This window comes from Pseudomonas sp. NPDC087336 (assembly GCF_044744285.1).
Taxonomy (GTDB): Bacteria; Pseudomonadota; Gammaproteobacteria; order Pseudomonadales; family Pseudomonadaceae; genus Aquipseudomonas.
The window spans coordinates 112,273-132,720 of sequence record NZ_JBIUYA010000011.1 but is presented as its reverse complement, the minus strand read 5'-3'; the positions used below and the strand labels follow the sequence as shown (position 1 = coordinate 132,720).

Below are 20,448 nucleotides of genomic sequence, written 5' to 3'. Positions count from 1 at the left end.
TTCTGATTCACACAATTCACTGTGGGAGCTGGCTTGCCAGCGATGAGGCCGGTACGTCCAGCTAAGAACTCACCGCAACCCATCCCGAAACTGCCCCGGCGTCATCCCCGTCCAGCGCTTGAACGCGCGGCTGAAGCTGCTGGTATCGGCGAACCCCAACAAATAGCTGATCTCACTCAATGAGCATTGCGGATCGCGCAGGTGCAGCAACGCCAGGTTTTCGCGGCTTTCGTTGAGCAGCGTATCGAACCGGCAACCCTCATCCGCCAAGTGCCGTTGCAGGCTGCGCAGGCTTAGGTGCAGGGCCTTGGCGATGTGTTCGGCGCTGGGTTCGCCTTCCGGCAATTGCTCTTCAATGGCGTCGCGGACCTTGCGTTCCCACGTCAGCGGTTTGAGTTGCGCCAGGGTGCGGTTGAGCACGGTTTCGTTGTGTTCGGCCAGTTCCGGGTTGGCGTCGTCCAGGTGGCTGTCGAAATCAGTCAGCGCGAATTCCAGTCGATCCTCGCCGGTGGCGAAATACACCGGTGAGCGAAATACCTTGTGCCATTGGAGCGGGTCCGCCGGCTCGGGGCGACGCAAGTACACCGCCAGCGGTGCATAGTCGCGGCCCAGGCGATTGCGGCAAGTGCGCACATAAATCGCCACGAAGGCATCGATGGCTTCGAAGGCCGGGGCCGGATTGCCCGGCGGGACTTTCAGATGGAAACAGTAGCGGTCATCGCCGCGGGTCAGTTCCAGTTCCAGGGCGTCACTGACCACCTGGTGATAACGCACGATGCGCTCGAAGACTTCCCGCAGGCTGCCGCTGGCCACCAATGCATAACCGAGCGCGTGGAAGGTCGTGGGGCTGACGAAGCGCGAGACGCGCAGGCCAATCGCCGGGTCGCCGCTGACCTGCACCGCGATTTCCCACAGGCGCGTGGTGCCGGACAATGGATAACGGGCGTTCGGGTCGTCCATCAGTTGCGGGTCGAGCCCGGCCTGTTGGCACAGGGCGTTGCTGTCGAGGCCCAGGGCGTCGAGTTGCTTGCGCAGGGCGCGGGTCCAGCTGGCGAGGGAGGTCGGTTCAGTCATGCTGATTGGCGCTTCCGGTCAACAGGTTGGCGTTCTCGGCTACCGCTCCAGGCGAATGAAGCGGGCAGGATGCGAACATCAATAATCAGAGGATGGAAGCATGCAAGGTACTTCTGCAAGTCCCCAGCGACTGAATGCAGCTGCACGATCAGCACACATTCGCCAAATAGTGCTGGCCAAGGGCGTCGAGCTGCGCGAGCGCTACCCGGTTCTCAAGCTTCAGGACGCCTTGGGCGCGGGCATCCTGGCCTTCGCGCTGGCCGGCATGATCGGTTCCGCGGCGCTCTACATCGAGGGCTACATGGCCTGGTGGGTGTGCTTGCTGCTCAATGCTTTTTTCGCTTCCCTGACCCACGAACTTGAGCACGACCTGATTCACAGCATGTACTTCCGCAAGCAGCGGGTGCCGCACAACCTGATGATGGGCCTGGTCTGGCTGGCGCGTCCGAGCACGATCAATCCGTGGATTCGTCGTCACCTGCACCTCAATCACCACAAAGTATCCGGCTCCGAGACCGACATGGAGGAACGTGCCATCACTAATGGCGAGCCTTGGGGTTTCGCGCGGTTGTTGATGATTGGCGACAACATCATGTCGTCGTTCATCCGTATGTTGCGGGCCAAGACCTGGGCGATGAAGTTCAGCATCATCCAGCGCACCCTGAAGGTCTACGCACCGCTGGCGTTGATGCACTGGGGCGCGTGGTACGTGTTTCTCGGCTTCCACGCCGCGAACGGCATCGCGTACCTGATGGGCACGCCGATCGAGTGGTCGGCGACCACCTTGTCGGTGATGAACGTGATTGATATCGCCGCGGTGGTGATCATCGGCCCGAATGTGCTGCGCACCTTTTGCCTGCACTTCATCAGTTCGAACATGCATTACTACGGAGACATCGAACCGGGGAACGTCATGCAGCAGTGCCAGGTACTGAATGCCTGGTGGCTGTGGCCGTTGCAGGCGTTCTGCTTCAACTTCGGCAGCAGCCACGGGATTCATCACTTTGTGGTTAAGGAGCCGTTCTACATTCGCCAGATGACCGTGCCGGTGGCGCATAAGGTGATGCGTGAGATGGGGGTGCGGTTCAATGATTTCGGGACGTTTGCGCGGGCGAACCGGTTTGTGCGCAAGGACGAAGCTCAGAGTGAAACTGTAGAGGGCGTGCGCGTGTGATGGCCTCATCGGTGGCAAGCCAGCTCCTACAGGGACCTCTGGCGTACACATGATTTTGTGTACGACGCCGATCCAGTGGGAGCTGGCTTGCCAGCGATAGCGATTTTTCAGACAGCCTCAATCCGGCTGGAACGGCGACTCACTCAAGATCACCCCGGTCTCATCCACATAGTTCTGCCAATGCTCAATCAGCAGGTTGAGTTTCTCGGGCTGGCTCAGCGCCAGATCATGGATTTCCCCCGGATCACTGCCCAGATCATAAAGCTGCCACGTCGCCGGCCCCACAGGCCCCGGGATGTAAACCGCTTTCCATTGCCCCTGGCGAATCGCCCGCCGTCCGAACAACTCCCAGCCCGTCACGGTGTGCTCGTCATGCACCTGCGCCGTTTCGCCCGACAGAAACCCCAGCCACGACTTGCCACGCAACGGCGCCACTGGCTTGCCGCGCCATTGCTTGCCCGGATGACGCACCCCGGCGAGGTCGAGAATGGTCGGCGTGATGTCCATCACCGTGCCAAATCCATGGCTGATCTGCCCCTTGAGCGGCAGCTGCGGGTAGTGCACCAGCGCTGGCACCCGAATCCCGCCTTCGGTAGTGAACGCCTTGAACAGCCGCGAAGGCGCGGTCGCCACTTGTGCCCAATTCGGCCCGTACCAGACGTAGGAATTGGCCCGCCCTATGTTGTCCAGGCTGTTGTCGTAATGCTGGTTGAGGTAGGTCAGCAGCTGCGGACCGAATTTCGGGAAGGCTTCCAGCAGCGCACCTTCGGCGCCGTTATCGGACATGAACAGGATGAACGTATTGTCCAGTTGCCCCTGGTTGCGCAGGTAGTCGACGACGCGACCGATGTTCCAGTCCATGCGCTCGACCATCGCCGCATACACCTCCATGGCCCGTGCGGAAATCTGCCGTTGCTCGTCGCTCAAGGCGTCCCATTGGGCGCTAAGCTGGATCAGCGGATGCGGTTCCACCTCTGCATCAATCAGTCCCAGGGCCTTGAGTTTTTCCAGGCGTTCCAGGCGCAGCACCTCTGGACCTGCGTCATAGCGGCCGCGATATTTCTCCACCACATCGGCAGGTGCCTGCAGCGGCCAGTGCGGCGCCGAGAACGGCAGATAAGCGAAGAACGGCCGGGTCTGGTCGCGCTCCTTGAGGTATTGCAGCAGCTTGTCGCCGAAGGCATCGGAGGAGTAGAAATCCTTCGGCAGTTCATCGATGAATTGATCGTCTTCGATGTACAGCGCCGGGGTGGATTTCAGCAGACCCGGCGTGTGTTCGTCATAGGTCGGCTCGAAACCGTAATGGTTGGCGGCGCCCGGCAGCAGCGAGAACGAACGCTCGAAACCCCGGGCATGGGGCGCTAGTTCAGCAGTCAGGCCCAGATGCCATTTACCACTCATCAACGTCTGGTAGCCGGCCTCGCGTAGCAGCTCGGGCAGGGCGACAACGCGGTCGTTCAGATACCCCTCGTAACCGGGTTTGCCAATCAGCTCCGGCGTCAACGCTTCGGCCATGGTGCCGATGCCGGCGATGTGGTGATCGGTGCCGGTGAGCAGCATCGAGCGCGTCGGCGAGCAGGTGGGCGCGGTGTGGAAATCGGTCAGGCGTAGGCCGTTGTTGGCCATGGCATCGAGGTTCGGCGTGGCGATCTCGCCGCCGAATGCGCCGAGATCGGAAAAGCCAAGATCATCGGCCAGAATCACCAGAAAGTTGGGGCGTTGCGGCATCAAGAATCTCCTGTTCAGCAGGCAATGAAAGACAACGGCAAGTCACGCACCTGCACCGGTACCGGTGGTTGGTAGTGGCCGTCGCTGGTGAGTTCGTGCAGCAATTCTTCGCGCAGCTGGTGGAAGTCGAAACTGCTGCGCAGACGCGGATGAGGCAGGGCGATGTCGACCACTTGCTTGATGCGTCCGGGACGCGGCTCCATCACCACCACGCGGTCGGCAAGAAAGATCGCTTCCTCGACATCGTGGGTGACCAGGATCGTGGTGATTTTTGCCCGTGCGCGGATCGCCAGCAGTTCGTCCTGCATCTGTTGACGGGTCAGGGCGTCGAGGGCGCCGAAGGGTTCGTCCAGCAGCAAAATACGTGGGCTGGCCACCAGACCGCGAGCGATCGCCACCCGTTGCGCCATGCCACCGGAGAGCTGATGTGGATAGGCACGGCTGAAGTCGCGCAGGCCCACCAGGTCAATGAAATCACTGATGCGTTTGTGCTTTTCAACAGCGCTCAATGGCTCGTTGACCAGGCCCAGGCCGATGTTGTCCGCCACCGTCAGCCAGGGAAACAGACGGTGCTCCTGAAAGACGATGCCGCGCTCGCCGCCGATGCCGGTGACGGCCTTGCCATCGACACTGATCTGCCCGCGAAACTGCGTATCGAGGCCTACCAGCAGCCGCAGCAAAGTGGATTTTCCACAGCCGCTGGAGCCGACGATGGCGACGAATTCACCCTCGGCGATGTCCAGGTTGAACTCGCGAATGGCCTCCAGTTCAAAACCGTCGACGTCGAAGGTTTTGCCCACGTGGTTGAAGCTGACTATGGGTGCGTTCATGCGTGTCTCCAGCGGGTGGCGCGCGTCTCGAGGCGTTGGCCAATGAGGTTGAGCAGGGCGCCGGTGAGGCCGACCAGCAACATGCCGGCCATGATCAGGTCCATGCGCAGCAGTTGTTGGGCGCCGATCATCTGGCTGCCGATGCCGCCGTTGGACGGCATGAAGTATTCGGCGCCGATGGTGCCCAGCCAGGCGTAGATCAGGCTCAACCGAAGCCCGGCGAAAATCCCGGGTGCGGCCCCCGGCAGCACCAGTCGGCCGAGGCGTTGCCGCAGATTCAGGCGCAGCACTCGGGCGGCTTCGTTCAATTGCGGCGAGAGATTGGCGACGCTGCGTTGGGTGGCGATGAACAATGGGAAAAACGCGGCGAGGGCGACGAATACCCACTTGGCCAGTTCGCCCAGACCGAACCAGGCGGTGAGCAGCGGCACCCAGGCGAAAATCGCGATCTGACGCAGGGCGGCGAGGGTTGGTCCGAGGACTCGTTCGCTCGTGTGCGACAGTCCCAGCAACAAGCCCAGGGCAAAGCCGAGGCCGCCACCGAGCAGCAGGCCGCCGAGGGTGCGGCCCAAACTCAGGGCCATGCCACTGATCAGCGTGCCGTCGAGCAAGCCGCTCCAGGTGGTTGCCAGCACCACCAGCGGGCTGACCAGAATGTTGGCGTCGACCCATTGCTGATTCGTCGCCAGTTGCCACACCAACAGCAACGCCAATGGCAGCAACCAAGGTTGCAGGCGCTGCCAGCCTTGATATTTCGGGCCACGGCGGATTTCGGCCGTGGCCGGATGCGGCCAGTGCACCAGTTTTTTGTCCAGCAGGCCGATGCCGCGATCCATGACCACGCCGATCAAGCCAATCACGACGATGCAGACGAACACGATGTCGAGCATGAACAGCTGTCGCGCCCAGACCATCAGGAAACCGATGCCTTCGCTGGAGGCGAGCAGTTCGACGGCGAGCAGTGACGTCCAGCCTGCGGCCAGTGCCAGGCGTACACCGGCCATGAAGGCAGGCAGTGCGGCGGGTAGCACCAGGCGGCGGATCAGCAATCGTGGCGGCAGGCGCAGCACCGTAGCGGCTTCACGCAGCCTGGGTTGAGCATCACGTACGCCCACCAAGGTGTGCAGGGTCACCGGCACCACGATGGCCTTGATCAGCACCACCAGTTTCAACACTTCGCCGATACCGAAAAACACCATGAACAGTGGAATCCACGCCAGCGTCGGGACTTGCGCCAAGCCGGCGAATGTCGGGAATACCAAGCGTTCGAGCGTGCGGTTGAAGCCCAGCGCCGCGCCCAATACCGCGCCCGCGGTGATCCCGGCAAGCAGGCCCCAGAACAGGCGTTGCAGGCTGATCCACAAATGGCTCCACAGCTCGCCATGCGACAGCTCCACCGCACTGTTCCAGACCAGCGATGGTGCCGGCAGGATCTGTTCGCTCATCCATTGATTGCGGCTGCCCAGCCACCACAACGCAAACAGGCTGAGTGGCAGCAGCCAGGGCAACAAGCGCTGAGTCGGCCACAGTCGTCGACCACCGGGCGGTGGCGCAGCCAGTGGCAGGCTGAGCAAGGAAACACGGGCCATGGGCGACCTCCGTTGTCGGGTTTTTCGCGATTCGAGAATCAAGATCAAAAGATCGCAGCCTTCGGCAGCTCCTACATGGATTCGCGTACATCTGTAGGAGCTGCCGAAGGCTGCGATCTTGGCGATTTCAAGAACACAAAATGGTTATATGAAATTCAATATCAATACTATTGGGAGATAAGCCGCACCATTTAAGGCCTCCAGCCAAAACGCATCCAATGCATTCGAAGAATATTTTCGATGCTGGTTATGCATATCGCTCCACGGGCCCCGCCGTTGTTTGCTTAGGTCTAAACGATATAAAAATGTGAATTTATAGTATTTAAGTGCTGGTCAAGATTGAGCCTACTTTCTGCTCCTCAACGCCGTCGTCACCAGGAGCCGTACCCATGAACATCCCCTTCAAACGTGTCATCAGCCTGTTCGCCGTACCGGCTCTGGCGGGCTTGCTGGCGTTCACCGCCCAGGCCGCCGAACTCAAGGAAATCCGCATCGCCGTGCCCGACCTCAGCGCCGGCTCGCAACACAGCGCAGGCGGCGTGGTGGACGTGTTGCGCGATCAACAGATCTACGAAAAAGCCTTTGCCGACCAGGGCATCAAGATTCAGTGGAATTTCTTCAAAGGCGCAGGTCCTGTGATCAACGAAGCCTTTGCCAACGATCAGGTCGATCTGGCATACCTCGGTGACCTGGCGGCGATCATCGGCAAGTCCAATGGCCTGGATACACGGGTGCTGAGTGCGTCGGCACGCGGGGTAAAGCATTATCTGGGGGTAGTGCCGGGCTCGGGGATCAAGACCCTGCAGGACCTCAAGGGCAAACGTGTGGCGATCTTTCGCGGCACTGCCAGCCAGTTGTCGTTCGATGCAGCGCTGGCCAGCCAGGGTTTGAGCGAGAAGGACCTGAAGGTCATCAACCTGGATTTCAACGCTGCCGTTGCGGCGCTCGCCGCCAGGCAGATCGATGCGTCGTGGGGCGGTTCCAATTTGACGGCGTTGCAAGCCAAGGGCCTGGCCGAGTTGCCGTTGAACACCAAGGACCTGGGGGGCGCGGGCAGTGTTCAGGCGGTATTGGTGGCCAATGGCAAGTTTGTCGACGAGCACCCGCAGGTGGTGGCGAAACTGCTCAAGGCCCAACAGCAGGCGGTGCAATGGCTGACCCAGGACAGCAACAAGCAAGCGTACATTCAGTTGGTGTCCGGGCTTGCGAGTTATCCGTCGGTGATTCTGACCGAGGATTTGAAGGATCAGAACCTGAGTGAGGTTTTCCCGTCGACCCTGGATCCGGTGTTCCTGGGTAAATTGCAGGATGCCGTGGACCTGGCCTCGCAGCAGAAGCTGATTCGCAAGTCGTTCAAGGTGAGCGATTGGGTGGTGCCGGAGTTGGCGGCGGCGAAACTTTAAATCTTTAGCGCTCTTGCGGGCCTCTTCACTGGCAAGCCAGCTCCCACAGGGATCTCCAGTGAACACGCATCTTGTGAGCACCAGAAAAACCTGTGGGAGCTGGCTTGCCAGCGATGAGGTCCTAAACGGCTAGAGCGACTTCCTGCTTGTCCACCGCCACCAATATCTCAATCATCGCCCGCGCCGCCGGCGACAACCTGAACCCTGTGCGACTGACAATCCCGCAGCGGGCATTCATGCTCTCGATGTTCTGCGGCAGATTGCGCCAGTGCAGCAACACCAGTGAACCCTGGGCGATGTCTTCGACAAAGGCCTCTTGCGTCCCCACGCCAATCGCATTCGATTGCAGCACGATTTTCACCAGCGCCGGGAAATGCTCGGTCTCGATGGACGGGGAAAAGTCCATGCGCCCACTTAGGTTCGCCAGCAGTTTGCGGATGCCTGGCGGAATCAGCGTGGTTGCCAGCGGGTAGTCGAACATGTCGTTGGTCGACAGGCTTTCCTTGGCCAGCAACGGATGCCCGGGACGACAGAAAAACACCCCGCGCCTGGGTGTCAGGGCCTGGGTCTGGAAGTTCGGGTCGGCTTCGAAATGGCGGATGTCGGCAATGAAGAATTCGATCTCTTCGCGGCTCAGCGCGCGGCTGAGTTTTTCCCAGTTATCCACTTCGAAACAGGTGCGCACTTTCGGGTGCGCGTTGATGAATTGCGCGACCGCATCCGGCACCAGCTTCACCGCCGGGGCCGGTCCGCAACCGAAGCGCAGTTCACCGGCGTCGAGCTTGGTCATCTGCGTCACTTCGGCGCTGAGCAGGGCCGCGCCTTGCACCAGGCTGCGCGCATGTTGCAACACCACCAGGCCTTCGGGGGTAGGGCGCAAATCCTTGTTGCCACGATCCACCAGCACGCAGCCGAACTCTTGTTCAAGCCCTTGGATACTGCGGCTGAACGCCGGTTGAGTGATGCCCATGGCGTCCGCCGCGCGGACGAAACTGCGGTGTTCGTTGAGGGCGATGAAGTAGCGCAACTGGCGAAGATCCATATGCTTTCCCGGCATCCTAAAAATAGCTCGAAGGCATTTGCGACGAGGGTTGGTTGAGGTTTTAAATGCAAGCTCTTATTCCGTCAACGAAGCATGTGAATATCTATTAGATCAAAATTGAATATAGATAGAGCGTTGTTTCGCTGCCGCTCAACCGTCAGCAGTCCGATCGAGGGTCTACCCATGAGCAATGCCGCTTTAGCTGTAAAACCCGCTGTTCACGCGCTGGAAATCCATCCGGTGGCCGGCCGAATCGGTGCCGAGATCCGTGGCGTGAAGCTCTCCGGTGAACTGGATGCCAACACCGTCGAGGCGATCCAGCAGGCGCTGGTGCAGTACAAGGTGATCTTCTTCCGCGAGCAGGCCCACCTCGACGATCAAAGCCAGGAAGCCTTCGCCCATCTGCTGGGCGAGCCCGTGGCGCACCCGACCGTACCCGTGCGTGACGGCACCCGTTTTCTGCTGGAGCTGGACGGTGCCCAAGGCCAGCGCGCCAACTCCTGGCACACCGACGTGACTTTCGTCGACGCCTACCCGAAAGCCTCGATCCTGCGCTCGGTGGTTGCGCCCGCCTTTGGCGGCGACACCCTGTGGGCCAACACTGCCACGGCCTACAACGAACTGACGCCGGAGCTGCGCGAACTGGCGGATAAACTGGTGGCGGTGCACAGCAACGAGTACGACTACGCCGGCGCCAAGCCTGACGTGTCGGAGGAGAAGCTGGAGCGCTACCGCAAGATCTTCACCTCGACCATCTACGAGACCGAGCATCCGGTGGTGCGCGTGCATCCGATCAGTGGCGAGAAAAGCTTGCTGCTGGGGCATTTCGTCAAGCGCATCAAGGGTTACTCCCAGGGTGATTCGGCGCACCTGTTCAACCTGTTGCAGAGCCACGTTGTCCGCCAGGAAAACATTGTGCGCTGGCGCTGGCAGGCCGGTGATGTGGCGATCTGGGACAACCGCTCCACCCAGCATTACGCGGTGGATGACTATGGCACCCAGGACCGCGTGGTGCGGCGCGTGACGCTCAAGGGCGAGGTGCCGGTGGGTGTGGCGGGGCAGCGTAGTCAGACGGTGAAGGGGCCGGATATCGGCGGCGTCTGATCGGACGCCTTCGCGAGCAGGCTCGCTCCCACAGGGATCTGATGCGTGACGATGATCCAATGTGGGAGCGAGCCTGCTCGCGAAGCTTTTTCTACCACACGCCGATCTGCACCATTTTCTCGGTTTCCGGTTCACCGTAGCGAAACCGCTGCCCACGCAAATCAATCTCCTGATGGCTGATAGTGGTCCGCCGCTTCAACCCTCTCACCCACTCAAACAAATACCCCGCATGCTCTTCTCGGACCGAGGCATACGCCGGGTCAGCTCCCAGGTCCCGCAGCTCCTGCGGATCATTCGTCAGATCGAACAACTGCGGTCGAAAGCCGTCGTACGCCAGGTATTTCCAGCGCTCGCTGCGCACCATGGTCATGCGGCAGCGGTCGATCGGTTGATGCAAGCGTTCCCGCGCAGGCGCCTGGAAGGCGTAGTCGTATTCGCTGATCGCGAAGCGGCGCCAGTCAGTCTTCACACCGTGCAGCAGGGGAATCAGCGAGCGTCCTTCAAGTCGATGCTCGGCCCCCGGTAACCCCAGTGCCTCAAGGAAAGTCGGCAGCGCGTCGATGGTTTCCACCAGTCGCTCATCCACCGAACCGCGCGTTGCATCCGCCGCCGGACGCGGGTCGCGGACGATCAGCGGAACCCCCACCGCCGGCTCCAGCAGGAACTCTTTTTCCCCCAGGTAGTGGTCACCAAGGAAGTCTCCATGGTCGCTGGTGAACACGATCAGGGTGTCATCCCAGCGACCGCTGCTCTGCAGGAAATCGAACAACCGCCCGAGCTGGTCATCGACCTGTTTGATCAGGCCCATGTACGTCGGGATCACGTTCAGGCGTACTTCGTCCCGGAAAAAATTCAGGCTCTCCTCGTGCTGACGAAACGCGTTGTATACCGGGTGATCACTGGTCTCGCCCTCGGCTGCACGCACCGGCTCGATCACCTGTTCCGGGCCATACAGCGCGTGATACGGCGCCGGAGCGATATAGGGCCAGTGGGGTTTGATATACGACAGGTGCAGGCACCAGGGCTGCTCGCCCTGCTCGGCGATGAAGTCGAGGGCGCGGTCGGTGGTGTAGACGGTTTCCGAATGCTGCTCGGGAACGCGCGCCGGCAGATGGGCGTTGCGCATTTTCCAGCCGCTGAGGATTTCGCCCTGTTCGCCCTCGGCCGCGTTGGCCCAGTCGTGCCAGGGGTTGCGCCCGGCGTAACCGAGGTCGCGCAAGTAGTGGGTGTAGGGCGCGGATTCGCGTTTGTCATCGAACAGCGGGTCGTCGGGAAAGATGCCGTCATGGCGAAAGTACGGCTCGAATCCGACTTCGTTCAGGCTCTCGGCCTGCGCGCTACCAGGGTCGATGGCCAGCCGCTGCAACGCATCGAGATTCGGTGTGGCGTGGGTCTTGCCCACCAGTGCGGTGCGAATGCCGTGGGGTCGCAGGTAGTCACCGATAGTCAGTTCTTCCAGCGGCAAGGGCACGGCGTTCCAGGCGACTTGATGACTGCTGACATAGCGCCCGGTGTAGGCCGACATCCGCGACGGGCCGCAGATCGTGCCTTGGGTATAGGCACGGCTGAAACGCACGCCGGCGGCGGCCAGGCGATCGATGTTGGGGGTGTGCAAGTGCGGGTGGCCGTAGCACGACAGGTAATCGCGGCGCAGTTGGTCGCACATGATGTACAGCACGTTGCGCACGGGGTTTGGAGTGTTGGGCATGGGGGTCACCGATCGAAAAGACAGGCGAGGTTTTTCGCTGCTGGGGCGGGGTTGAGGCAAGTGCGTTTGGGGAATGGTTTTTATGCAGTGGGTGCATCATTGGCTGGGCCGACGCCTTCGCGAGCAGGCTCGCACAGTGGATCGGTGTACACAAAACCCTGTAGGAGTGAGCCTGCTCGCGATGGCGCCCGTTCAGACGGCCAGATTCTCCAGCGAACACACCTCTTCATCCTGCGCATCAACCTCCTTGATCTGCGCAATCATCGCCTCGGCCAACGGCGACAACCGATACCCCGCACGACTGACGATCCCGTAGCGGGTGTAAAGCTCCTCCAGGTCATCGGCCAATCCATCGATCTTCAAACGCACCAACTCACCCTTGGCGTTATGCAGCGCATCCGAATACTCGCCGATGATGCCAATCGCATCGGAACGCAGCACCACACCGAGCAGGCTGTAGCTGTTTTCACACTCCACATTGGGCGCGAAATCCGGCCGGCCGCTCAGGTCGACGATGACTTTGCGCAGGTTCGGCGGGCGAATGGTGACGGCCATCGGATAGCTCATCAACTCGGCGGCGCTGACGCTTTCGCGAGCGGCCAGTGGGTGCCCGGCGCGGCAGCAGAAATGCCATTTGCGCGGGCGCAGGCGTTGGGTCAGGTAGTCCGGGTCGGCCTCGAACTGCCGGGTGTCGGCGACGAAAAATTCGAACTCTTCGCTCAGCAGGCGTTTGCTCAGGCTTTGCCAGTCATCCACTTGAAATTGCACCCGCGCCTTGGGGTAGCGACCAATAAAGCTGCCGATCGCCCGAGGGATCAAACCCGCCGCTGGCGCCGGCCCGCAACCGAAGCGCAATTCGCCGGCCTCCAGGCCGTTGAACTGGCTGATCTCGTTGGCCATCTGCTGCGCACCGCTGACCAGCCGCCGCGCGTGTTCGAGCAGCACCTGGCCTTGCTTGGTCGGCGCCAGGTCCTTGCGCCCGCGATCCACCAACTGACAGCCGACGCTGTGTTCCAGCGCCTGGATGCTGCGACTGAACGCCGACTGCGACAGGTTCACGGCCATGGCGCCCGCGACGAAGCTGCGCTGGTCGGCGAGGGCGATGAAGTGGCGAAGCTGGCGCAGGTCGATATGCATTTTTCACATTAAAAATATCGGGGAAATGCATTGGATATGCATTAGGTCGACTCCTTATAAAGGCAATCTCTTATGCAGTAAATCTTTGTAAAAACATAAATAAATAACTTTAAAGAATATACACTGCTGAAAAGTGGCTGTGTGTTTTTTGATCAGGAGCCGCTTGATGAGTCCGTTGAACCTTGCGTCACCCCTCACACCCCGACGGCTCAAACGCCTGCCTCTGGCCCTGTTGCTGGCGGGGAGCGCCAGTTGGACCCAAGGCTATGCGGCCGAGACCACCACAGGCCAGGAGGCCCCGGCGAAAACCGCCTCGGGCCAGGCTAAGGCCGATGGCACTCAGCTGGAAACAGTCACCGTCACCACCCGCCGTCGCGAAGAAAGTTCACAGGATGTACCGACCCCGATGAGCGTGGTCAGTGGCCAGGTGCTGGAAACCCAGCGGGTCTATCGCATTCAGGATCTGCAACAACTGGTGCCCAGCGTCAACGTCGCCTACATGCATGCGCGCCAGTCCAGCGTGTCGATCCGTGGCCTGGGCAACAACCCGGCCAGTGATGGCCTGGAAGGCAGCGTCGGGCTGTACCTCGACAACGTTTACCTCGGCCGTCCGGGCATGGCGGTGTTCGACTTGATGGACATCGAGCAACTCGAAGTGCTGCGCGGCCCGCAAGGCACGTTGTTCGGCAAGAACACCACGGCTGGCGTGATCAACATCAGTACGCGGGCGCCGACATTTACCCCGGAACGCAGCATCGAAACCTCGGTGGGCGAGGACGGTTACTTCCAGACCAAGGGCACCATTTCCGGCCCATTGAACGATGAACTCGCGGGACGTTTTTCCGCTTACCGCACCCGCAGCGATGGCGACATCAAGAACGAATTCGACGGCCATGACTTGAACGGCGGCTCGCGGGATGGCTTTCGTGGCCAGTTGCTGTTCAAGCCCAATGAAGCATTCAATCTGCGCTGGATCGGCGACTACAACGAAGAGGATTCCAGCGCCGGCACCCGCGTGTTGTACAACACCGGGCCGACCATCAATGGCGTCAACCTCTACCAGGCCCGGGCCAATGCGGCAGGCGCTACGCTGGTCGATGGCACGCATCGCAAGGTCAACCTGAATAACGATCAACACGTCACCGTGCACCAGGGCGGCACGTCGGTCGAGGCAAACTGGACGCTGCCGAATGACTTCACCCTGACGTCCATCAGCGCCTACCGCTGGTGGAACTTCACCCCGCGCAACGATGACGGCCTGAACGTCTCCGCCTACAACAACGCCGGCGTGTCAGTGGAGGATAAACAGTATTCCCAGGAGTTTCGCCTGGCGTCGCCCACCGGTGGATTCTTCGATTACGTGCTCGGCGCCTATTACTTCGGCTCCGACCTAGACAACAAATCGTTCAGCTTTTACGGCCCGCAAGCGGACATCTGGAATGGCACGCCCGCAGGCGCGCTGGCCAACGTCACCAGCATCGGCAAAGGCCACATCGAAACCGACAGCTTTGCCCTGTTTGCCCAAGGCACCTGGCACCTCACCGAACGGCTGGATTTCACCGCCGGTGTGCGGGGCACTTACGAAGAGAAAAGCGCCTGGGTCAACCGCAACGCGCCAGTGGGTGGCGCGGCGGTGGCGGGGGCGGCAGCGGCGGTAAGACAAGGTCGCGCCGGGGCTTACGACTCCGGCGATTTGAATCAATACAGCTCCAGCCCTTCGGGTCTGCTGAACCTCAGCTATCACTTCACCGATAATGTGCTCGGCTACGCCACGCTGTCCCATGGCGAAAAATCCGGAGGGGTCAACCTGGCCGTCGGCACAGCCCCGGTCGCCGGCGCCGACTCGCTGCTGATCGGCACCGAACGCGCCAACAACGCCGAACTCGGTTTCAAAAGCACGCTCTGGGATCGTCGCCTTCAGCTTAACGCCAACGTGTTCTGGACCCAGGTCAACGGCTATCAAACCAACGCCTACGACGACGTCAACCGCGTGCAATACCTGACCAACGCCGGTTCCGTGCGCTCCCGTGGCGTGGAATTCGACAGCACGCTGATCCCGTTGCGCGGCCTGACGCTGAACATCAACGGCTCCTACAACGACGTCAGCTACCTCTCCTACAAAGACGCGCCGTGCCCACCGGAAGTCAGCCTGGCGCCGGGTGCTCCGGCCTCGTGCGATCTAAGCGGCCATCAGGTGGTCGGCGCTTCGAAATGGATCGGCAACGCCAACGGCGAATACAAATGGAACCTGAGTAACGGCTTCGAAGAGTACGTCACCGCCAGCTACGCGTTCCGCTCCAAAGCGGTGGGCACGGTGGAAGATTCCGATTTCGGCCAGATCCCCAGCTACGCCGTGGTCAACCTGTCCACCGGCCTGCGCGGCGATTTCAAGCAGGGTCAGTGGGATGTCTCGCTGTGGCTGAAAAACGCGTTCGACAAAACCTATTACACCACCCTCTGGACCGCTTCCAATGGCGGTTACGAAGGCTTGCTCGGGACACCGCGAACCTTGGGTGTGACCGGGCGTTACGACTTCTGATGAATGCGGCGTCTGCAGCGAAACCATGCCTTGAGGGAATATTTTCAATGCTTCAAAAGCATGTGTTTTTTGCTCCATCGCCGCAGCCCTTATGGAACAGGGCCTGCAGCGAACCAGGTATTTTTCATATTCGTTTTAGGTCTAGTTTTAACGTTAAAGATTACTTTCAGAGATAAGCGCCTAACCCAATGATTAAGCCCTCGATACGTCGTACGGGGGATGTCGGGTTCGGCGTATCGGGTAATTCGCAAAGAGACCGCAGGGAGTAAAGCAATGGGCAATGTCCAGACCGCCGCCGGCGCACACGAGGTGCTTTGGCGCCAGGCGCCAGTTGGCGAGTTGGTCGACCTCGGGAGGGTGCACCGCGTGCCCTTGGGCCAGCTGCGTTTGCAGCGTGCGCCCAAGGGCATCCTGAGCCGACGCGAAGCGATACTGCTCGGTGTGCTGGCGTTGCTGGTGCACGGCGCGGTGATCTACTGGGTCAATCAACAGCCGACCAAAGAATTGCCCATCGTGCCGCCGGAAATTCCGCCGATGACCATCGAGTTTTCGCGTCCGGCGCCGCCAGTGGTCGAACCGCCGCCACCGCCGCCACCACCACCTGTGGTCGAGCCACCGCCGCCCGTGGTGGACGAATTGGCAGCCAAGCCGGCGCCGCCAAAACCGATTCCCAAGCCAAAACCGATTGTTAAACCGGTGCCTAAACCTGCGCCCAAAGCAGCCCCGCAACCGCCCGCGCCGCCACAACCGGCTGCTCCGGTCGCGGCCCCGGCACCCCCAGCACCGCCCGCGCCGGCACCGGTGACACCCGCCTCGGCCAACGCCGGGTATCTGAAAAACCCGGCGCCGGAATACCCGTCGCTGGCCCAGCGTCGCGGTTGGGAAGGCACGGTGTTGTTGCGTGTGCATGTACTGGCCAGCGGCAAGCCCGGGGAGATCCAGATTCAGAAAAGCAGCGGTCGCGAGGCCCTCGATGAGGCGGCCCTGAGCGCCGTGAAACGCTGGAGTTTCGTGCCCGCCAAGCAGGGCGATGTGGCCCGGGACGGCTGGGTCAGCGTGCCCATCGATTTCAAGATTCATTAAACCGACACCTATTTAGCGCGAAACGTTTACACGAGGAATTCACCATGACGTTATTGGCATCTCCACTCCAATCCATCGAAAGCGCGGTGATCTGGCTGCTGGTGGTTTTCTCCGTCGCCACCTGGGGCCTGGCATTGCTCAAGGGCGTGCAGTTCGGTCGCCTGAAAGCCCAGGACCGAAAGTTTCATAAGCGCTTCTGGGCCGCATCGAGCCTGGATTCGGCGGCAGAGTTGGCCGAGACCCACCCGGGCGCTGCGGCGCGGGTGGCACAGGCCGGTTATGCGGCGATTCAGGTCGGCGAGGCGCCACAGGCGGCGGATTTGAGCCAGGCGATCAATCATCAGGATCGTCTCGAGCGGGCCTTGCGTCAGCAGATCGTGCGCGAGCGCCGGTCGCTGGAAACCGGGCTGGCGGTGGTCGCGAGTATCGGTAGCACGTCACCGTTCATTGGTTTGTTCGGCACGGTGTGGGGAATTATGGAGGCATTGAAGGGCATCAGCGCAGCGGGCTCGGCGAGCCTGGAAACAGTCGCCGGCCCCATTGGTGCAGCACTGGTTGCCACCGGTGTGGGGATCGCCGTCGCGGTGCCGGCGGTGCTGGTCTACAACTACTTTTTGCGTCGCCTGAAGCTGACGGCGGCGGATCTGGACGACTTCGCCCACGACTTCTACAGCCTGGCGCAGAAGAGTGCGTTCCGCGTGTTGATTCACCCGACCGCGCACAAGGTTGCGGCTTCGGGTAACGCGCAAAAAGTGAAGGAGGCGTCCTGATATGGCCTTCTCCACGCAAGACAGCGATGAGGTGCTGAGCGAGATCAACGTGACACCGCTAGTGGACGTGATGCTGGTGCTGCTGGTGGTGTTCATCGTCACCGCGCCGCTGCTGACCAACGCGATCCCGATCAACCTGCCCAAGACCGAAGCCGTGGCGCCGGTGGAGCAGAAGGACCCGCTGGTGGTGAGCATCGACGGGGCGGGCAAGCTGTTTATCAACAAGGATGAAATCCAGCCTGATCTGCTGGAGTTCAAGCTCCAGGCGGCCAAGGCCAAGGATCCCGAAGTGCGGGTGCAATTGCAGGCCGATGACGGGGTGAATTACGGCGAAGTGGCACGGGCCATGGCGTCGATCGAGCGGGCAGGGATTACCAAGTTGTCGGTGATCACCGCGCGCTGACAGCGTTTCAAGTTTTCCGGGGCCGTCTCCTTGGCAGGGTGCGGCCCCTTTTTTATTTCACATCTTATATTCGATATGGGTCTTAATAAATAGCTTCTTATTCCTTAACGAATATAAATCCCGTCCCTATACTCGATCAGGAACAGACACGCAGCAGGAGAGCTACCCCCATGCGCAATGAGTCAATTCGTTACCTGATTGTGCCGGGCTGGCAAGGATCGCCAGAAGATCATTGGCAAAGCCATTGGCAAAACAGTTTGCCGAACAGCGCACGGGTGGAGCAGGCGGACTGGCTGACACCGCGTCGTGAAGACTGGGTGGCAGCGCTGGCCGAGGCCATTGCCGCCGACAGCACCCCCGTGATCCTGATCGCCCACAGCCTTGGCTGCATCACCGTCGCGCATTGGGCGGCTACCGCGCCTGTGCAGTTTCTGCGTCAGGTACGTGGCGCCTTGCTGGTCGCGCCGGCGGACGTCGAGCGCCCGGCCTGCGCGCCGGCCCTGCGCAATTTCGCACCGATTCCAACCGACCTGCTGCCGTTTCCCAGCCAGGTCGTCAGCTCCGACAACGACAGCGCCGTCAGCGCGCCGCGGGCTCTGGAGCTGGCGCGTAACTGGGGTGCGGAAGCGGGGATCCTGGCGGGTGCCGGGCACATCAATGTGAAGTCGGGTCATCAGCGTTGGGAGCAGGGCTTTGCCTATCTCTATCGCCTGCAAAACCGCATGGAACACCACGCCCTGCGCCGTGCCTGAACCTTTTGTTTTTTTCAACGCCCCCGTCCGTTGGCGGTTTTGGGCGGGAGTCTGCCATGAGCTTTGAAACCTTCGGTCAGCCGCTGCTGACCTTTCCTGACGCTGAAAAAAGTCCCCTGAGCATCCGCGCCAAGGCGCTGGTATTCGTCGACCCACGCTCGCGGCAATTGCGCCAAGAGCTGGAACAGCTGGCGCCGCGCTCGATCTCGGTGCTGATCCGTGGTGAAACCGGCAGTGGCAAGGAGCTGCTGGCCCGGCACATCCATCGCGCCAGTGATCGCGGCGGCTTGTTCGTCTCGGTCAATTGCGGGGCGATCAGCCCCACCTACGCAGACGCCGAATTGTTCGGCTATGCCGCCGGCAGCTACAGCGGTTCTGCCAGCAGTCGCGCCGGTTGGTTCGGTTCGGCCAACGGCGGCACCCTGTACCTGGATGAGATCGGCGACCTGCCGCTGCCGATCCAGATCAAATTGCTCGCCGCCCTGGAAAACCACGAAGTGACCCGCGTCGGTGCGCACCAACCGAGCCCGGTGGACGTGCGCCTGGTCGCCGCCACCAGCATCGACCTGGCCCAGGCGGTCGCCGCCGGGAAATTCCACGAGCGGCTCTACCACTACCTCAGCGAAGGCCAGCTCGAACTGCCGGCACTGCGCGAGCGGGTGGGTGACATCCTGTCGCTGGCCGAATACTTCCTCGGCATCTACAGCCAGCGCCTGGACCTGCCAGTGCCGTTGATCAGCGAGGCCGCGCAAGCAGTGCTGGAGCGACACAGCTGGCCGGGCAATACCCGGGAGCTGGAAAACGTCATTCACTTTGCGCTGCTGGTGAGTACCGGTGACGAGATTTTGCCGGAGCATTTGAATTTGCCTGATGAGGGTCTGAAGCAGATCGAACAGCAGCTCAAACAGATACTCGGCAATGGCTCCACCACTGAGAAAGAAGCCTTGAAACAACTCCTGAAAAACACCGGGATTCTGTAGGAGCGAGGCTTGCCCGCGAAGGCGTCCTATCAGACAAAGCGCGTCGTCTGCTTCGCGGGCAAGCCTCGCTCCTACAGGGAATGTGCGAGTTAGAGCTGTATGAATAAAATGGAATATGAAAGTGAATAAAAGATATTGTTCGGGAATAAAAAATCCGGGTATTGTCCGCGTCACGCCAGAGATAGCACTTCGCTGGCACTTAAATATCTAGCCGTCGCCACAAGCGACCGTGATTTTCGATAAGGACACTGCATGAAAAAGGTTCTGTTGTTCACCGCACTGGCGGCTGCCCTGACTGCGGGCCTGGCCCAGGCTGGCGAGAAACTGGTGGTAGCGGCAACCCCGATTCCACACGCCGAGATTCTTGAGCTGATCAAGCCAACCCTCGCCAAAGAAGGCGTGGACCTGGAAATCAAAGTCTTCACCGACTACGTTCAACCGAACGTACAGGTCGACCAGAAGCGTCTGGACGCCAACTACTTCCAGACCCTGCCGTACCTGAAAAGCTTCAACGAAGGCAAAGGCACTCACCTGGAAACCGTGGTCGGTGTTCACGTTGAACCGTTCGGCGGCTACTCGAAGAAAGTCAAAACCCTGGCCGAGCTCAAAGACGGCGCGACCATTGCCATTCCTAACGAAGGCAGCAACAGCGGCCGTGCCTTGATCCTGCTGCAGAAGGCTGGCCTGATCGAGTTGAAAGACCCGAAGAACGCCCTGGCCACCCCGAAAGACATCGCCAAGAACCCGCACAACTTCAAGTTCAAGGAGCTTGAGTCCGCCATGCTGCCGCGTGTGCTGGATCAGGTCGACCTGGACATGATCAACACCAACTACGCGCTGGAAGCGGGGCTGAACCCGGCCAAGGACGCCCTGGTGATCGAAGGTGCCGATTCGCCTTACGTGAACTTCCTGGTTGCCCGTCCTGATAACAAGGACAGCGTCGCCATCCAGAAGCTGGCCAAGGCATTGACCAGTCCCGAAGTGAAAGCATTCATCGAGAAGAAGTACAGCGGCGCGGTTCTGCCGGCGTTCTGATTCGCGAGGTAAACCCCTTCCAGGTTGCCAACGCCGACGGCTAGTTATAGCGTCGGCGTTTTTTATGGGGCCCGTTCAAAAGAACGTGTTTCCTCCA

The 20,448-nt window shown here is 60.8% G+C and carries 17 protein-coding genes; 10 read left to right on the top strand and 7 right to left on the bottom strand.

The window, feature by feature from the left end; genetic code table 11:
• Positions 1 to 69 precede the first annotated feature (69 nt).
• Positions 70 to 1,074 (bottom strand): AraC family transcriptional regulator, encoded by a 1,005-nt coding sequence (locus tag ACIO0C_RS13630; protein ID WP_401312681.1) that lies wholly within the window; start codon positions 1,072 to 1,074, stop codon positions 70 to 72.
• A gap of 100 nt (positions 1,075 to 1,174) precedes the next feature.
• On the opposite strand from ACIO0C_RS13630, the gene ACIO0C_RS13625 reads away from it, so the two are divergent.
• Positions 1,175 to 2,248: a fatty acid desaturase gene (locus ACIO0C_RS13625; protein ID WP_401312679.1), complete on the top strand. Its 1,074-nt coding sequence runs from the start codon at positions 1,175 to 1,177 to the stop codon at positions 2,246 to 2,248.
• A 117-nt stretch (positions 2,249 to 2,365) separates the two neighbouring features.
• Here the strand turns inward: ACIO0C_RS13625 and ACIO0C_RS13620 are convergent, their stop codons facing one another.
• From ACIO0C_RS13620 to ACIO0C_RS13610, 3 genes are read right to left on the bottom strand one after another with little or no spacing between them, the layout of a single operon-like run.
• Positions 2,366 to 3,976, bottom strand: a complete 1,611-nt coding sequence (locus ACIO0C_RS13620) for an arylsulfatase (protein WP_401312676.1) — start codon at positions 3,974 to 3,976, stop codon at positions 2,366 to 2,368.
• Positions 3,977 to 3,990: 14 nt separating this feature from the next.
• A complete protein-coding gene (locus tag ACIO0C_RS13615; protein ID WP_401312674.1) occupies positions 3,991 to 4,806 on the bottom strand; it encodes an ABC transporter ATP-binding protein in 816 nt (271 codons plus the stop codon).
• A complete protein-coding gene (locus tag ACIO0C_RS13610) occupies positions 4,803 to 6,395 on the bottom strand; it encodes an ABC transporter permease (protein WP_401312671.1) in 1,593 nt (530 codons plus the stop codon). Before ACIO0C_RS13610 ends, ACIO0C_RS13615 begins: the two co-directional genes overlap by 4 nt.
• A gap of 389 nt (positions 6,396 to 6,784) precedes the next feature.
• On the opposite strand from ACIO0C_RS13610, the gene ACIO0C_RS13605 reads away from it, so the two are divergent.
• The gene (locus ACIO0C_RS13605; RefSeq protein WP_401312668.1) at positions 6,785 to 7,798 is read left to right on the top strand and encodes an ABC transporter substrate-binding protein; all 1,014 of its coding nucleotides are present in this window, start codon (positions 6,785 to 6,787) and stop codon (positions 7,796 to 7,798) included.
• A 121-nt stretch (positions 7,799 to 7,919) separates the two neighbouring features.
• On the opposite strand, the gene ACIO0C_RS13600 is transcribed toward ACIO0C_RS13605, so the two are convergent.
• Positions 7,920 to 8,840, bottom strand: a complete 921-nt coding sequence (locus tag ACIO0C_RS13600; RefSeq protein ID WP_401312665.1) for a LysR family transcriptional regulator — start codon at positions 8,838 to 8,840, stop codon at positions 7,920 to 7,922.
• Positions 8,841 to 9,023: 183 nt separating this feature from the next.
• Here ACIO0C_RS13600 and ACIO0C_RS13595 point away from each other — a divergent pair, with 183 nt between their 5' ends.
• Entirely contained in the window at positions 9,024 to 9,944 is a 921-nt protein-coding gene (locus ACIO0C_RS13595; RefSeq protein WP_008055387.1) for a TauD/TfdA family dioxygenase, read from the top strand.
• A gap of 91 nt (positions 9,945 to 10,035) precedes the next feature.
• Here ACIO0C_RS13595 and ACIO0C_RS13590 read toward each other — a convergent pair whose 3' ends face one another.
• Positions 10,036 to 11,652 (bottom strand): alkaline phosphatase family protein, encoded by a 1,617-nt coding sequence (locus ACIO0C_RS13590; protein WP_401312662.1) that lies wholly within the window; start codon positions 11,650 to 11,652, stop codon positions 10,036 to 10,038.
• A 192-nt stretch (positions 11,653 to 11,844) separates the two neighbouring features.
• The gene (locus ACIO0C_RS13585; protein ID WP_401312660.1) at positions 11,845 to 12,789 is read right to left on the bottom strand and encodes a LysR family transcriptional regulator; all 945 of its coding nucleotides are present in this window, start codon (positions 12,787 to 12,789) and stop codon (positions 11,845 to 11,847) included.
• A 166-nt stretch (positions 12,790 to 12,955) separates the two neighbouring features.
• Here ACIO0C_RS13585 and ACIO0C_RS13580 point away from each other — a divergent pair, with 166 nt between their 5' ends.
• The 7 genes from ACIO0C_RS13580 (at position 12,956) to ACIO0C_RS13550 (ending at position 20,351) form a co-directional block, all read left to right on the top strand.
• Complete coding sequence (locus ACIO0C_RS13580) at positions 12,956 to 15,328, top strand: TonB-dependent receptor (RefSeq protein ID WP_401312659.1); 2,373 nt, start codon at positions 12,956 to 12,958, stop codon at positions 15,326 to 15,328.
• Positions 15,329 to 15,601: 273 nt separating this feature from the next.
• Positions 15,602 to 16,411 carry an energy transducer TonB gene (locus tag ACIO0C_RS13575; protein ID WP_401312657.1) on the top strand — a complete coding sequence of 270 codons (810 nt, stop codon included), beginning with the start codon at positions 15,602 to 15,604 and terminating at the stop codon, positions 16,409 to 16,411.
• Positions 16,412 to 16,455: 44 nt separating this feature from the next.
• A complete protein-coding gene (locus tag ACIO0C_RS13570) occupies positions 16,456 to 17,181 on the top strand; it encodes a MotA/TolQ/ExbB proton channel family protein (RefSeq protein WP_401312654.1) in 726 nt (241 codons plus the stop codon).
• A 1-nt stretch (position 17,182) separates the two neighbouring features.
• Entirely contained in the window at positions 17,183 to 17,584 is a 402-nt protein-coding gene (locus ACIO0C_RS13565; protein WP_008055381.1) for a biopolymer transporter ExbD, read from the top strand.
• A gap of 170 nt (positions 17,585 to 17,754) precedes the next feature.
• On the top strand, positions 17,755 to 18,336 hold the full coding sequence (locus ACIO0C_RS13560) for an alpha/beta hydrolase (RefSeq protein WP_007972928.1): 582 nt from the start codon (positions 17,755 to 17,757) through the stop codon (positions 18,334 to 18,336).
• A gap of 56 nt (positions 18,337 to 18,392) precedes the next feature.
• Positions 18,393 to 19,316, top strand: a complete 924-nt coding sequence (locus ACIO0C_RS13555; protein WP_401312650.1) for a sigma 54-interacting transcriptional regulator — start codon at positions 18,393 to 18,395, stop codon at positions 19,314 to 19,316.
• A gap of 252 nt (positions 19,317 to 19,568) precedes the next feature.
• The gene (locus tag ACIO0C_RS13550; protein WP_008057641.1) at positions 19,569 to 20,351 is read left to right on the top strand and encodes a MetQ/NlpA family ABC transporter substrate-binding protein; all 783 of its coding nucleotides are present in this window, start codon (positions 19,569 to 19,571) and stop codon (positions 20,349 to 20,351) included.
• Positions 20,352 to 20,448 lie beyond the last annotated feature (97 nt).

Excerpts from the sequence above, each read along its gene's own strand:
- ACIO0C_RS13630 (WP_401312681.1), bottom strand. The coding sequence starts at position 1,074 with ATGACTGAACCGACCTCCCTCGCCAGCTGGACCCGCGCCCTGCGCAAG.
- ACIO0C_RS13625 (WP_401312679.1), top strand. The coding sequence starts at position 1,175 with ATGCAAGGTACTTCTGCAAGTCCCCAGCGACTGAATGCAGCTGCACGA.
- ACIO0C_RS13620 (WP_401312676.1), bottom strand. The coding sequence starts at position 3,976 with ATGCCGCAACGCCCCAACTTTCTGGTGATTCTGGCCGATGATCTTGGC.
- ACIO0C_RS13615 (WP_401312674.1), bottom strand. The coding sequence starts at position 4,806 with ATGAACGCACCCATAGTCAGCTTCAACCACGTGGGCAAAACCTTCGAC.
- ACIO0C_RS13610 (WP_401312671.1), bottom strand. The coding sequence starts at position 6,395 with ATGGCCCGTGTTTCCTTGCTCAGCCTGCCACTGGCTGCGCCACCGCCC.
- ACIO0C_RS13605 (WP_401312668.1), top strand. The coding sequence starts at position 6,785 with ATGAACATCCCCTTCAAACGTGTCATCAGCCTGTTCGCCGTACCGGCT.
- ACIO0C_RS13600 (WP_401312665.1), bottom strand. The coding sequence starts at position 8,840 with ATGGATCTTCGCCAGTTGCGCTACTTCATCGCCCTCAACGAACACCGC.
- ACIO0C_RS13595 (WP_008055387.1), top strand. The coding sequence starts at position 9,024 with ATGAGCAATGCCGCTTTAGCTGTAAAACCCGCTGTTCACGCGCTGGAA.
- ACIO0C_RS13590 (WP_401312662.1), bottom strand. The coding sequence starts at position 11,652 with ATGCCCAACACTCCAAACCCCGTGCGCAACGTGCTGTACATCATGTGC.
- ACIO0C_RS13585 (WP_401312660.1), bottom strand. The coding sequence starts at position 12,789 with ATGCATATCGACCTGCGCCAGCTTCGCCACTTCATCGCCCTCGCCGAC.
- ACIO0C_RS13580 (WP_401312659.1), top strand. The coding sequence starts at position 12,956 with ATGAGTCCGTTGAACCTTGCGTCACCCCTCACACCCCGACGGCTCAAA.
- ACIO0C_RS13575 (WP_401312657.1), top strand. The coding sequence starts at position 15,602 with ATGGGCAATGTCCAGACCGCCGCCGGCGCACACGAGGTGCTTTGGCGC.
- ACIO0C_RS13570 (WP_401312654.1), top strand. The coding sequence starts at position 16,456 with ATGACGTTATTGGCATCTCCACTCCAATCCATCGAAAGCGCGGTGATC.
- ACIO0C_RS13565 (WP_008055381.1), top strand. The coding sequence starts at position 17,183 with ATGGCCTTCTCCACGCAAGACAGCGATGAGGTGCTGAGCGAGATCAAC.
- ACIO0C_RS13560 (WP_007972928.1), top strand. The coding sequence starts at position 17,755 with ATGCGCAATGAGTCAATTCGTTACCTGATTGTGCCGGGCTGGCAAGGA.
- ACIO0C_RS13555 (WP_401312650.1), top strand. The coding sequence starts at position 18,393 with ATGAGCTTTGAAACCTTCGGTCAGCCGCTGCTGACCTTTCCTGACGCT.
- ACIO0C_RS13550 (WP_008057641.1), top strand. The coding sequence starts at position 19,569 with ATGAAAAAGGTTCTGTTGTTCACCGCACTGGCGGCTGCCCTGACTGCG.